At 57.6% G+C, this 12,571-nt stretch carries 16 protein-coding genes and 1 pseudogene; 14 read left to right on the forward strand and 3 right to left on the reverse strand.

The window, feature by feature from the left end; genetic code table 11:
• Positions 1 to 30 precede the first annotated feature (30 nt).
• From HZZ13_RS01085 to HZZ13_RS01120, 9 genes are all read left to right on the forward strand, one after another.
• Positions 31 to 333 (forward strand): hypothetical protein, encoded by a 303-nt coding sequence (locus HZZ13_RS01085; protein ID WP_197957831.1) that lies wholly within the window; start codon positions 31 to 33, stop codon positions 331 to 333.
• Positions 334 to 810: 477 nt separating this feature from the next.
• Positions 811 to 1,674 carry a DUF6662 family protein gene (locus tag HZZ13_RS01090; protein ID WP_197957832.1) on the forward strand — a complete coding sequence of 288 codons (864 nt, stop codon included), beginning with the start codon at positions 811 to 813 and terminating at the stop codon, positions 1,672 to 1,674.
• Between the two features lie 18 nt (positions 1,675 to 1,692).
• Complete coding sequence (locus HZZ13_RS01095) at positions 1,693 to 2,148, forward strand: FMN-binding protein (RefSeq protein ID WP_197957833.1); 456 nt, start codon at positions 1,693 to 1,695, stop codon at positions 2,146 to 2,148.
• 2 nt (positions 2,149 to 2,150) lie between these two features.
• The gene (locus HZZ13_RS01100; protein ID WP_197957834.1) at positions 2,151 to 2,966 is read left to right on the forward strand and encodes an FAD:protein FMN transferase; all 816 of its coding nucleotides are present in this window, start codon (positions 2,151 to 2,153) and stop codon (positions 2,964 to 2,966) included.
• A 3-nt stretch (positions 2,967 to 2,969) separates the two neighbouring features.
• A complete protein-coding gene (locus tag HZZ13_RS01105; protein WP_197957835.1) occupies positions 2,970 to 3,455 on the forward strand; it encodes a cytochrome b/b6 domain-containing protein in 486 nt (161 codons plus the stop codon).
• A 137-nt stretch (positions 3,456 to 3,592) separates the two neighbouring features.
• Entirely contained in the window at positions 3,593 to 3,886 is a 294-nt protein-coding gene (locus tag HZZ13_RS01110; protein WP_197957836.1) for a hypothetical protein, read from the forward strand.
• Between the two features lie 46 nt (positions 3,887 to 3,932).
• Positions 3,933 to 4,160, forward strand: a complete 228-nt coding sequence (locus tag HZZ13_RS36575; protein WP_246504235.1) for a copper resistance CopC family protein — start codon at positions 3,933 to 3,935, stop codon at positions 4,158 to 4,160.
• A gap of 59 nt (positions 4,161 to 4,219) precedes the next feature.
• Complete coding sequence (locus HZZ13_RS37800; RefSeq protein WP_512699601.1) at positions 4,220 to 4,291, forward strand: copper resistance protein CopC; 72 nt, start codon at positions 4,220 to 4,222, stop codon at positions 4,289 to 4,291.
• Between the two features lie 2 nt (positions 4,292 to 4,293).
• On the forward strand, positions 4,294 to 4,719 hold the full coding sequence (locus HZZ13_RS01120) for a CopD family protein (protein ID WP_197957837.1): 426 nt from the start codon (positions 4,294 to 4,296) through the stop codon (positions 4,717 to 4,719).
• Positions 4,720 to 5,099: 380 nt separating this feature from the next.
• On the opposite strand, the gene HZZ13_RS01125 is transcribed toward HZZ13_RS01120, so the two are convergent.
• Together HZZ13_RS01125 and HZZ13_RS01130 are read right to left on the reverse strand one after the other, a co-directional pair.
• Positions 5,100 to 5,696 (reverse strand): Fic/DOC family protein, encoded by a 597-nt coding sequence (locus HZZ13_RS01125; RefSeq protein WP_197957838.1) that lies wholly within the window; start codon positions 5,694 to 5,696, stop codon positions 5,100 to 5,102.
• A gap of 12 nt (positions 5,697 to 5,708) precedes the next feature.
• Positions 5,709 to 5,912: a hypothetical protein gene (locus HZZ13_RS01130; protein ID WP_197953486.1), complete on the reverse strand. Its 204-nt coding sequence runs from the start codon at positions 5,910 to 5,912 to the stop codon at positions 5,709 to 5,711.
• A gap of 139 nt (positions 5,913 to 6,051) precedes the next feature.
• On the opposite strand from HZZ13_RS01130, the gene HZZ13_RS01135 reads away from it, so the two are divergent.
• Positions 6,052 to 7,560 carry a PIN domain-containing protein gene (locus tag HZZ13_RS01135; RefSeq protein ID WP_197957839.1) on the forward strand — a complete coding sequence of 503 codons (1,509 nt, stop codon included), beginning with the start codon at positions 6,052 to 6,054 and terminating at the stop codon, positions 7,558 to 7,560.
• 89 nt (positions 7,561 to 7,649) lie between these two features.
• Positions 7,650 to 8,177, forward strand: coding sequence for a hypothetical protein (locus HZZ13_RS01140; RefSeq protein WP_197957840.1), 528 nt, complete (start codon positions 7,650 to 7,652; stop codon positions 8,175 to 8,177).
• Positions 8,178 to 8,522: 345 nt separating this feature from the next.
• Here HZZ13_RS01140 and HZZ13_RS01145 read toward each other — a convergent pair.
• Positions 8,523 to 8,810 (reverse strand): annotated as a pseudogene (locus tag HZZ13_RS01145) (ParB/Srx family N-terminal domain-containing protein); the annotation flags it as partial.
• Between the two features lie 403 nt (positions 8,811 to 9,213).
• Between HZZ13_RS01145 and HZZ13_RS01150 the strand changes: the two are divergent.
• The 3 genes from HZZ13_RS01150 to HZZ13_RS01160 all read left to right on the forward strand — a co-directional run bounded on the left by HZZ13_RS01150 (position 9,214) and on the right by HZZ13_RS01160 (position 12,451).
• On the forward strand, positions 9,214 to 10,284 hold the full coding sequence (locus HZZ13_RS01150) for a PD-(D/E)XK nuclease family protein (RefSeq protein ID WP_197957842.1): 1,071 nt from the start codon (positions 9,214 to 9,216) through the stop codon (positions 10,282 to 10,284).
• Positions 10,285 to 10,463: 179 nt separating this feature from the next.
• Positions 10,464 to 10,922: a hypothetical protein gene (locus HZZ13_RS01155; protein ID WP_197957843.1), complete on the forward strand. Its 459-nt coding sequence runs from the start codon at positions 10,464 to 10,466 to the stop codon at positions 10,920 to 10,922.
• Positions 10,923 to 10,948: 26 nt separating this feature from the next.
• Positions 10,949 to 12,451, forward strand: coding sequence for a M48 family metalloprotease (locus HZZ13_RS01160; protein WP_197957844.1), 1,503 nt, complete (start codon positions 10,949 to 10,951; stop codon positions 12,449 to 12,451).
• Positions 12,452 to 12,571: the final 120 nt, after the last annotated feature.

The following is a 12,571-nucleotide window of genomic DNA, read 5'->3' on the forward strand; positions in this document are numbered from 1 at the left end:
GTCCGGTTCGAAGACTCACTGATTTCACCTATGGCGCTGCTCGAGAGCACGGCGCCGAACGATGCGGCGCGGGCGCTCCTCCTTCACCCACGCCTTACTATCAGTCCCAAGGAGAAGCTCGTCGGTGGCGAATTTCCCGGCCTTCTGTTCATCGTGCTCAATCAGACCCCTGAGACGCGAGATGCGAAAGGGCTCGCAACTTTGCTGGCAGGCACGCTGTTCGGACGGTTGGACCGCGCTCCCGACGATGCTTACACTGAAAAGTCAAATGCGTTCGTGTTGGCAATGATGCGGTGGCCTACGATGCCAATTAGTCGATTTCTTCGCGCGTGATGGGGTTAGGCACTCGCCTAACCCTTGGTACATCAGAAATTTGGGGGCGGGGAAGCGCGGCCACCGATACCGACACGCGCTGATCGGTGTCGATCTGAAAGCACCAATCCCTTATCCCAACACCAGCCAAACCTACGATATCTCATCCAATCCTTCGCACGGAGCGACGACCAGCCGGACCGAACAGCCGTAGGCAAATTGGAATTTGTCAAAAATAGAATCGTTCAAACAACAGCTCGGTAAAATGCGCACAGAGAGCAAGCCGTTCTCATTGCTCACTTACTTTATTTTTCCCGAAGCCTTGCGAAAAGACGCTGAGCATCCCGCGGGCGAAGGCGGCGGGCACGTTTAGATCAATTCTGAGCTGAGGCGTATTGTCACACTTTCGTGTGTCACTGTAGGCGAGGGCCCTCAGGCTTTTCTTTGAAGGGGACAGCAGTGAAGCGTTTCGTAAGACCGGTATGCGCGGCAGCTGTGATGCTGACCGCTTGGCAGGCACGTGCAGGAGAATCACCGTTCGGCTGGATTTACACCGCCGATGTGCATCCGCAGGGCACGTTTGAATACGAACACAAATCGTTCATGCAGGCCGGGCAGTCGCAGGGGCAGTATTTTTTCATGCAGAACAAGGAGGAGATCGAATACGGTCTCACCAACCAGCTGCAGATCTCCGGCTATTTCAACTGGAGCTATGCCAACGCCTTCCGCAACGGCTTCGACGGGACGACGGGCGGACCGGGCGTCTCTCAGTTTCTCGATGCTTCCTTCGACCCGTACTCGCGTTACGAGAAGACGCGCTTCGATTCGGTTTCCTTCGAGGCGATCTACCAGGTTCTCAATCCCGTGACCGATCCGATCGGGCTTGCGCTCTACATCGAGCCGGAGATCGGGCCGAAGACGAAGGAGCTGGAATGGCGGGTGATCTTGCAGAAAAACTTCCTGGACGACCGCCTCATTGCCGCTATCAATATCATGGGCAAGCATGAGCGCGAAGTTTACGCCGACGGCTCGATCGAAAGGGCTTCGCCGATCGACGTGACCTTCGGCATGTCCTATCTGGTGATGCCGAACTGGATGATCGGCTTCGAGACCCGCATTCACAACGAGTTCACCGGCTACTGGTTCAACAATCCCGAACATTCCGCGTTCTTTGCCGGCCCGGTCATCCACTACGGCCAGAAAGAATTCTGGTGGACGCTGGCCTGGCGTCACCAACTGCCGATGGTCATCACCTACAACGAGGACCAGGCGTCGGTGGTGAAGCACGGTCGCATCTACGGCGACGAGCACGCGCGGGACGAGGTGATGTTCCGCCTCGGCGTGCCGTTCGCCGTGAAGTAGGGTTTCGAGGCAGGCAGCATGAAGTGGACACCACTCCTCACCGCGCCGACGGCGATCGTTCTGATCGCGCCGGCCGGCGCCACTGTGTATATGAGCGAACAGCAGGCGATGCAGGCGATTTTTCCCGGCGCATCGTTCTCCGCCGGCGGCAGGGCGGGCGTCTTCCGCGCCTCCTCGGGGGGCATCGTCGTGATCGACCGCGTGCTCGGCAAGCACGAATACATCAAATACGCCGTGGGCATCACCGCCGGCGGCACCGTCAAGCACATCGAGATCCTCGAGTATAACGAGTCCTATGGCTACGAGGTTCGCGAGGCCTCGTGGCGCTCGCAATTCACAGACAAGAGCGCGAGTTCGCCGTTGCAGCTCAATGTCGATATCAAGAACATCAGCGGCGCGACCTTGTCGTGCAAGCACATCACCGATGGCGTGAGGCGTGTCGTCGGGCAGTACCAGAGTCTGAAGGGGCAGTAGCCATGAGGCGCGCACGTCCGCTGCTGGGCACGATCGTGGAGATCGAGGTCGACGGCGTCGCGCAAGCCGACGCTGAACGAGCGATTGCCCGCGCCTTCGAGGCGGTGTCGCTGGTGCAGCGCCTGATGAGCTTTCACGATGCAGGTAGCGACATCGGACGCATCAACCGCGAGGCGTTTCGCAGGCCCGTGGCGGTCCATCCCTGGACGGCGCGAGTTTTGTATCACGCAGCAGCGTTTCACGCCGCGAGCAACGGCCTGTTCGACTGCGCGGTCGGCTTCGAGCTGATGCGCCGCGGGTTGCTGCCGTCCAACGATCTCGATCATATCTGTGACGGCGACTTCAGCGCGGTCCGCCTGTTGGAGGATCGATCCGTGCGCTTGACGGCACCGGTCGCGATCGATCTTGGCGGAATAGCCAAGGGCTACGCGGTCGATCGCGCGATCGCCTCGCTTCGCGCAGCGGGCGTCCGACGCGCGACTGTCAACGCCGGCGGAGACCTGCGCGTCATGGGCGAGATCGACCAGCCGATCCATGTGCACGTGCCAGGCCAGGGGTTGCTGCAGGCTGGATTTTTGCGCAACGGCGCCATTGCAACCTCCTCCTCCACGGCCACCGTCGGCCGGCGCGGAGCGTTGGACTCGCCGGGCTCAACAACGGACAGACGAGCCTATTCGGTCGTCGCAGCAAGCTGCATCGTCGCGGACGCCTTGACAAAGATCCTGGTCCAGAGCGGCGAGCCGCAGCATCCCTGCTTCGCTCGCTTTGGCGCGACGGCCTTCATCAGCGGCGGCGTTCTCCAGGCGGTGGCGGCCTGATCCATGCGCCTCGGCTTCGTTCAAAAGAGCGCCATCTGGACCGCAGCCACGGTGGTCGCGCTGAGCGGCGGCGCCTGGCTCGTCCTGCACGACCTCGTCGACGCCGAGCCCGGTGAAGCCGAACGGTTGCTATTGATGGTCCACGGTATCTCCGCCTATGCCATTTTGATCGCAATCGGTTCGCTGCTTCCGCTGCACGTGCGGTCGGGCTGGCACCGGCGGCGCAAGCGATGGACCGGGGGCAGCACGCTAGCCATGCTTGTCGTGCTCGCCATCACGGGTCTCGTGCTCTACTACGGGGGCGAAGCAACGCGGGAGCCGGCCCGGTGGATTCACATCGCCATCGGGATTGCATGCTTCGCGTTGTTTCCTGTCCATGCGCTACTTGCGGCAACGGTCAGGCGCAGCGCGGACAGCGCGATATCATCTCGGGATGGCACGGCGGAGAGCCGGAGTCGCTATGCATCCGCAGATGCTGGTCGACGATAGGTAGCTAGGCGCTTTCTCAAAACCGGTCTCTGTCCAGCCAAGATTAGTTCAGCATTCATTCAAGTGAGAATGCCTAGTTTTCCCGGAACAGGCTCCGCGTCTCGAAGCGCCGGTCTGTTAGAACCGGGAGATGGGTCATGAAATTAAAGAGTGCACTTCTGGCCACTGCGTTTGCCTTTACGGCACTGTCCACACTACCGGCGCTCGCCCATGACGAGTGGGATAATGGGCACCGCGCATTTCATGACCAGCTATTGGAAGCGCATGAACGGGCCCACGAGGAAGGGTTTGAGAGCCGTGCCGAGCATCGCGCTTATCACCGCGCGCTCCGCGACTTGCACGGGAACTATCATGAGGATCGTGGCGACTACAGCTATTACCGGCCGCGCTACCATTATTACTATCCCAACTACCGCAGTTGGGGATGGTAGCCACGTGGCTTAGAGGCGAGGAGAATGAAATATGCGCGCTAGACTTTTGGCCATCAGCGCGGCCATCGGCCTCGCCCTTGCTGCGACGGAAGCAATGGCGCATCCGAAGCTCACATCCTCTGCTCCACCGGCGGATGGCATCGCGCGCGCCGCGCCGACGACCAAGGAAATCCGCCTGAACTTCTCGGAAGGAGTGATTGCCAAATTTTCAGGCCTGGAGTTGCGGGACGAGAGCGGCAAATCGATTGCTACAGGTACCCCGGCGTCGACCTGAAGGACAAGAAGCAGCTTGTGGTGCCTCTCGATGCGCCGTTACCGGCGGGCAAGTACCGGGTGATATGGCACGCGGTCTCTGAGGACACCCACCGAGTCAAGGGCGAATACACCTTCACGATCGGCAACTAGCCGTGGAGCTATGGCTCGTCCTCGTCCGCTTCGTGCACTACGCGGCGTCTCTCGTACTATTTGGCTTGGTGTTGTTCCCCTTCTACGCCTGTCCGCCAACGACAAGTCGCGACGGGGGCAGCCGCGCGCTGGCAATCTCGCTGTCGGTTTCACTTCTCGTCCTTGCCAGCGGCATTTTGTGGTTCATCGGCGTCGCGACCAGCATGACTGGAGGCGGCGTGAACTGGGAAACGGCCAGCTTCGTGCTGACGGATACGTCCTTTGGAGCCGTCGCATTATTGCGGCTCGGGGCGACGATTGCAGCGATCGGCGGCAAAGGACAATGCACATTTGCCGCAGCACGAAAGTGGGTTCCGGCCGCTTGTCTGATGTGGTCTCGGCCGCTCTACGGATCCGAGGCCCACGCGGCGCAGCGGCTCCGCCGCTGACTTTTAAAAGATGTATGGCTAGCCGGTCGAAGTATGCACCCATGACGACGTCGTGTACTTGGTTGCGGGGGTAATTTGAGCACAAGACCTAAGCGGCAATTTCGAAGACAAAAATAACCCGCAAGCCTTACGAATTGCTGGGGTTATTTGCCAATTTGGTTGCGGGGATAGGATTTGAACCTATGACCTTCAGGATAGCAATTGGAATAAGCACTTGATATGGATTGATAAATTTAGCTTGAAAATTTTTCTGTGCTAGAGTTTGTGCTAAATCAGAGACTTAAACAGCCTCAAGTGTGATAGATGTCACACATTTAAGCAACGATCTTGACGAGCTCCCCAGCCGGGATGGATGGTCTGCTATCGCCTCGCTACCGAGCTCATCGGGCGGAGCCTCTGCCCTGCTCTTCCAACAGCCCTTGAATAACTGCCGTGAGCGCCGCTTCGTTGCCGCCGAAGCTTGCGATGACGGCTTTCATGATCCGCTCCGGATCGAGCCGCCTGAGCACTAAGGGGTGGCCCGCCTTCTCCGCCAGAAGCGTTAGGAAGGTCAATTGCGCCCGGCCGTTCCCTTCGCGAAAGGGATGGATGGCGTTCAACTCGGCGAGGAAATGGGCCGCCTGTTTGGCGAAAGCCTGGGGATTGCTGCCCTTGAAATGCTTCGCTTTGGCTAGGGCCTTGAACAGCTTGCTCATCTCCTGGTCGATATGCTCAGGATAGCAAAAGGTGCTTCCTCCCTTGGAAATCCGTACAGTCCGCACCTTTCCCGCCCACGTGTATACATCCTGGAAGAGATGCCGGTGTATCGCTCGGTAGTGCGTGTAACTAAGCCTGCCCGTAGGCATCGCCTCGGTCGATCGCTGGAACGAGATTTCCGTCTCGAAAGCATCGAGATCGCGCTGCTCGCGGAGGCCTAGCTTGTTTTTGAGGACGGTCGTGCCGGGATAGCAGTACGGGTCATCAATGGCCGCGTACATGGGACTCGATCATCAACCTTTGCGATAAGCCTTGATGATCTCACGGCGCCGCTCGCTAGCCGAAAGCCCCCTCACCTCAAAGTCAGAGGCACGCTTTTTCATGGCTGCGGTCGGCTTGATGCCTTCTACGGCACTGATCTTCGCAAAACGCTCCCTGCCAAGCACGAACTTAGCGGAGACGCGCTTGTTAGAACCAGATTTTTTGCGAATGGGCATGTCGCGAATCTATCACATTTGGCGCTAAATTCCACTCACTAAGCTTAGAGATCGCATCCCCTGTTGCTTAGTTGTCAGTCTCGGCAGACCTGAATCGTCTTTGACAGCCAAGGTTCTCCGGCAGGAATATTTGGAAGAGATGGAAAAGATCCTCTACCTATTTCCCGATACCAATCTCTTTGCCCAATGCCGAGCCCTCGACGAACTGGATTGGGCACGTTGGGGCGATGCTGATGAAATACACCTCATCGTCTCGCGACCGGTTCAGGCCGAAATCGACCGCCAAAAGAACAAGGGGAGCGACCGTCTGGCGCGCCGCGCCAAAGCAACCTCCAGCCTGTTCCGCGAGATTATTCTGAGTACATCGGATCACAAGGTCGTCGCTGGTCCCTCCCCCACCGTGAAGCTGTTCATCCTCAACAGTCTTAAGCCGGACTCAGCTCTCAAGGATCAACTCGACTACGAGCATAACGACGATGCTCTCGTCGGTATCGCGCATGCCTTCGCAAGCAAGCATTCTGGCAAGGATGTCCGTGTTCTCACCCACGACACCGGCCCTATGGCTTCCGCCAAAATGGTCGGAGTCGCGATCGCTCCCATACCGGACGACTGGCTGCTTGAGCCTGAGTCGACCGAGAAGGACAAAACAATCAAGGCCCTTGAAACCAAGGTAAAACAACTCGAACGGTCAGAGCCGGCCATAAGAATTGCGTGCATTGATGTCGATCAGAAGCCATTGAAGCGGCTTGAAGGCGAAGTGATCGTCTATCAGCCGCTCACATCATCCGAAGTTTCGGAGTTGATGGGCAAAATTTCTGGGCAGTTCCCTATGGTTACGGATTTTACGACGCCACCGACGCCCGCGCCAAAGTTTCCACAAATCGGGGGACACTCGTTCTCGAACGCGGTGTACCAATACGAACCTCCGAGCAAGCCTGCGATTGCGCGATACAGAGATAAGCACTACCCGGCCTGGATCTCGCAATGCGAATCCATTCTCAAAGGCCTGCACCACATCATGCAGGCTGAACAGAACGACAATAGGTTTGCATTCTATGCAGCCAACACCGGCAGCCGACCAGCTAAAGACGTGCTCGTGACCGTCAAGGCGAAGGGCAACTTCGAACTCGTCAATCGCGAAAAGGATGACGACGAACCGTTGGTTTCCGAGTTTCAACCACCACCCACGGCTCCCACTGGGACTTGGGCTCCTCAAGGCAGCTTTGCATTGTCCGCTCTCGCAAGAGTCCCCGTAGTGGGAGCAGAAGTTTCTCAGCGGCCGCTCGACCTATTGGGCCTACACAGCTTGCATAATTTCCGGGATCGAAAGCGAGATCCGAACAAGTTCTTTTGGAAGCCGCGCCCGGATAATGGAATTCCCGTTCCTCAGTTCGTCTACGAATGCGAGCAATGGCGACACGGAGGTGACCCCGAGTCGTTCTGGGGATACATTTGGTTCAGCCCTGACCAGGACACGGTTTCAGGCGCTATCGAATGTGAAATCCAGGCCGAGAATCTGACAAGCCCGGCAAAGCTTCTGGTCCCCGTACGGCTAACCGTGGCGCGGAAGAGCGTCCTTAGCACCGCTGAAGAAAAGGTCGAGATGCTCTTGAAGTCGAAAAACTTTCGCTTCGGTACTAAGAGCTGAGCATCTACCAACATCGCCTGTCCGGAGCCATTTTTTTCAAATAGTTAGATGATGGTCGGCCCCTCACCTGCTCGTGGTACAGTACCTTCATGACCAACTCAGATTTCGCAGTTGCAATCTTCCCCTTCCTTAAGACGTCTTCGCCGGTACGCATCGGCGGCTATAATTTCCGGTCAACTGAGGACGTGGAAGGATTGCCACCACATCAAGCAACTGCAATCGATGAGCTTGCACGGATGCTCTTTGTGCAAAGCGATCTGCGTGTGAAATCGGCCTCTTATGCAATTCTACCGGATATCGAGGTTCACTCCGGCGATCCGCGTCTCCGCCACCTCGCGCACTTAAGGGATGTCGTAGCTTACTTATACGCAGCTCCTCATGATGTCTTAGAAACCGTGTTCCTATCGCCCGAAGAGATCAGCCTTGTGCTGTTCACACCTAGCCGCGTGAGCGCTCTTCTGACTCGCCCGGAACATCACACAGAAAGCGTCACACCCTTATCGGGGCCAGAACCCGATAAGGGAGACTATGTCCCCGGCTATAATGGCCTCTATAACCTCAGACATGCCTTCTGGGTCGAACCCGCTCACGCCTGTATGGCCCGAAGCCGCAAATGACATTGAAACATCTCGCAAGACATCCACATTGATTTCGAGCACCGGATGGCTCGTCGCCCTTATCACCACCTGCTGCTTGATCTATTGGAGAAACCAGAAACGCCGACATCCCTGCGCGTTTTTTCCGCCCTGCATTGGTTCAATGCCGCCAACGAAAATGGCCTTAGTCAAAGCCAGGCAGTCCTCAACCTGGCCGTAGCCTTCGAAACACTCCTACGCTTGCCGGAACCTTCGAAGACCGACCGTCTGGTGGACGCGATCTCGCTGTTGCTTGGTCGAACGGAGCGCCTCGATGAGTGGGCTCACCAATTCTACAAGGCACGTTCTCAGGTGGCTCATGAAGGCAATGGGTTCGTCCTTCCTGATCTGCCTGCGCTTCGCCCGCAGCAACTGCGCCAGCCTGCGGCCTTCGCCGATGGTGACGAAGTAGTGTCCGGTCTCGCGGCCTTCGCCGTCGCGCTCCGGCTCCACGACAAGGTTCTGCAGCATGCCGTTGGCGGCGATGCTGGCCGCCAAGCCTTCAATCTCCGCCGCCGTATGCCCGGTCTTGCGCACGTTGCGCGGGGACTTCTTCAGCATGTTCAGCGGCACGAAAATCTCGCTGCCGCTCTTGGGTTGGGTTTTTTTGGTCATCTTAGGTCTCTTCCGTTGGTTTACAGGTTTCAGCGCAAAAGCCGCGCTGAACCTCTGCCCGTCGGCGAGACCGGGGAGGCAAGTGCAAGGGCGGACGCAGCCCGTGGGGTATCTCCCGGTCTGCACAAGCGTAAGCGCGGAAGACTGGGGAAACGGCTGCGGCCGAGCGTTCTTCACGCGACCCCTTGCAGGCGCCAGGGGCAGCGCCCCTTAGCAAACGGGAGTAAATTCGGTCGAAAACACGGAAAGGATGTGCAGATGGCTTTTGCGTTTACAAGCAAAGATTGCCGTGATCTAAAGGCTCGCCTTGTGACATTAGAGGCAGTTTATTGCCATGCGATCATTGTACGGGCGGCTCTTTAGATACCGCGAACGGCCAATCCGCAAGCCGCTCGAAGATTACTTGTCCGAATGCCTCGCTGACTTCTTCAATCGGCTTCCCCATGAAGCTAAAATCGCATTCGTGCAAAAAATGTTCGTGCCTCCGGTCTGCGCAGGCGATTGGCGCTCGTCCATCTCGGACGTGACGAACGTCAACATGAAAACCCAATATGAGATACCGAACGGACGCCTGGATATTGTAATCCTGCTCGACAATAAGCCCACTTTCGTCATTGAGAACAAGGTTGCGGCTCCCATTGGGAAACGCTCTGACAATGTCGACCAATTAAGGGCCTATGGCGCGTGGCTGAAGCGGACTGCCGACCGAGCCGGCCAGAAGTTCGCGGTGCTGTGCCTGCTCACGCACATCACCGATCCGCCCGAGGATTTCAAGGAAGATCAGCGGGATCAGGACGGGACGGCTTCCAAGGTGGTGAGATGGTCGCAGATTGCGGGCGAAGTCCAAGTGCTCGCAAACAGCGGTACGCTTCCCCTCGACGTCCGTACCTTTGCCCGCGAATTCCACCTCTTCTTGCTGGAGCAGAACATGACCACTGAATTCGCCCGCTTCGAGGACTTCGCGGCCGCTATAGTCTACGTCAAATCCGGAACACGCATTTCATCTACGTTCGAGAAGATCTACGATCACGTCTCGGAACTTGGCGGTCCGTTTGTGAGGGGCTTCTACCAAGACGATGCGTTCGTTGACTTCGATTCCGAGACGAACCTGATCCACGGATGGAAATACCTTTCAGCGGATCCCATAAAAACTCTCTGTTTCGCATACGGCATCTGCCTCCAACCGCGACGATCGCTCGCCAACGAAGCTCTGCCGGATGAGGACTCGATCTTCTTGAGCATCGGGGTTGAAACCAGGAGAGAAAGGAATCTCCTTGAAGCGAGATCAAAAGACCTGGGTCCTGAATGGCACCACGTTTCGTTCCCGGACCAGTCCGTGCTGGCCACCTTCCGGCCTTTGCATCCGGCATTGGCAGAGCCCAAGTTGTTTGCAAGCACGATGACGGGTTGGATTGACCAATCGCACAGTCGCATTGCGGAACTTATACGAGCATTGCAAAAGCAATACGCGTAGCGCGAACACGTCGCGCGAGGGATCGTGACCGAAGGCCGGGACCTCGGCCCGGCGCGCTTGCGCGTAGAGCCCGGTCGGCTTGCCGACGCGTCCCCATCGGCAGCTCATGTCCAGACAGGTTCCGCTTGTCGTCTCCTGCAACTTTCCGTATATGTGAGCGATTTCAATGGAGTATTGCCATGTCAGCCGACAATTCAGATGGCCGCGAAGTTTTCATTCGCCAACTCGTGAACGATGTGGCACCGGCCGAGGCGCCGTTGGTCCCCGATTACATAGCAGCTGTCGACGCGGCGAAAGCCAAGTCGGTCGATGGTCTTGAGTTCGGGATCGAAGGTGTTGTCGAAGCGCTCGGGCCACTTGTCGTACTCGTGTCAACGACCCTCTTCACGGATTTGGGCAAGTGGGCTCTCTCCGGCGCCGAGGAAGCCATCAAGACCATGATCAAGCAAGGCGGGCAACGTCTGCTCGCGGCTTGGTTAGGCGCCCCGAAGAAGGGAGGTCTGAAGGATGTCCTGACCGATGAGGGGAAGTCCGAAGTCATGGTGATGGTCCGGGCTTCCCTACGGGGTAAGAAGATCGAAAAGGAGAAGGTCGACAAAATCATGACGGCGCTCGAGAAGAGACTTTTCGAGCCCTGAGAAGAACGTCATCCGGGAGGCGGGCCATGCTGAAGAGGTTGCGCCGGGAGAACGCACTGAGGTCCTGGTCCGTCTCACTGCTGTGCTTCGTCATTTCCGTGATGTACTTTGGTACGACGATCTTTCCCGCGCTTCGAGGCAGCTGGGTCGAAGCCAGGATCCCAGAGCATCATCTCGTCGTTGGGGCACTCACCTACGGGCTGTTCTTCTCCCTGGCCTTTTATGGGGGGACATTCGCTTCGATTTACAATTTCAAGCGGCTGGCTCCCCGGCATATCCGGAGCCCGCTTGTCGTGGAGGCGAGCGCACAACTATCCCGTAAGTTGGCGATCAGGCCGCTGCTCTTTTCCTTCGGCAACTTCGAGGAAAAACGGATTGTGGCCACGTCAATCCGGTCAAAACCCATCGTGCTGATCGGGGCTGGCGTCTTGCCCCTGGCGGCAGTCGCTCCTGGTGAGTTTGCATTCCGGCTGGCGCACGAGCTGACACACCTGGCGGCGAACGACTATCGCGCGGACCGCATCGTAAGGACGCATTATATCTGCTTCGCAGTGCTTATGGGGATAGTCCTCGCGGAATCCCTCTATGGCTACATCGCGCATGCAATCCGCTGGATCCACATCATATCCCGTCCGGGAATGGTGGGCAGTTCCACCCCGATGAGTACGATTCTCTCAGGACTCGCAAGCAGCTTGGAGATTTCATCGCTTATTGGGCTCGTGGTTGCGCTATTGCTTCTGGAGCGCATGGCGACTCGCCGGTCACGTGAACTCCATGCGGACGGAATCGCTTCGCGCATCACTAAAGAGAGTTTCCCGACGTTTAGCGCCGTCGAACCCGCGCGCAAGACCAACCGCATAGTTCGCTCGCTCAATGAGTGGTTCGCGCCGCATCCGGATCGGTCAGAGCGGGCCTTGGCGCTTGAGGAGCACAATCCGTTCACTGGGGTGAGCAGGGTGTTTCTCGTCACACATTGTTTTCTGCTCAGCTATTTCATTGACGTAACCCTGCAACTCGCGAGCTATGATGCGCGACACCGGGCCATGATGATCGCTTGGAGATGGCGTGACGAACCAATCACCGTCTTCATCCCATCGTTCCTGGCTGGACTTTTCTATATTGCGTCAACGCACATCATGGTCAGCAGGGTGACCCTTTCCTGGCGCGCCGAGAAGAGATTCTCTTTCGTCAAGTTTGCCGACTATCTGGCCTGCGCCGTAGCGGGAGCGGCCTTGATGATCCTTACAAGTCAATCCATCTGGTACTCCTTGAGGCCTGTCACGCGTGGAGTTGCCAGATTGTGGACAGCCCAATGGGACCTTTTTTGTCTCTTGGCGGCAAGCAGCCTGGCAGTAGCGGTTGCTTTGAGTCTTGCGACGGCCTTTGGGAATTCGAAAAAACGTTTCAGTTGGGTTTCAGTGCTGCCAATCTCGGTCGTGCTAGCAACTGCATTGGGAATAGCAATCGCCACGCCGGCCCCACCGGCACCGTGTACCGATCGTGACTACATGCACAGACGCGATTGTTAGCAAAAGTGCCCCGCACCGTTTCCGGCGCGGGGCAAGTAGCTCTGCACCTTGCGGGTCATCAGCTCTCAACGGACTTCTACCACCTACGAGGATGGTTTCCCTTGCCACGCCAGCGTGCCT

The sequence above is a fragment of the Bradyrhizobium agreste genome, from assembly GCF_016031625.1.
Taxonomy (GTDB): Bacteria; Pseudomonadota; Alphaproteobacteria; order Rhizobiales; family Xanthobacteraceae; genus Bradyrhizobium; species Bradyrhizobium agreste.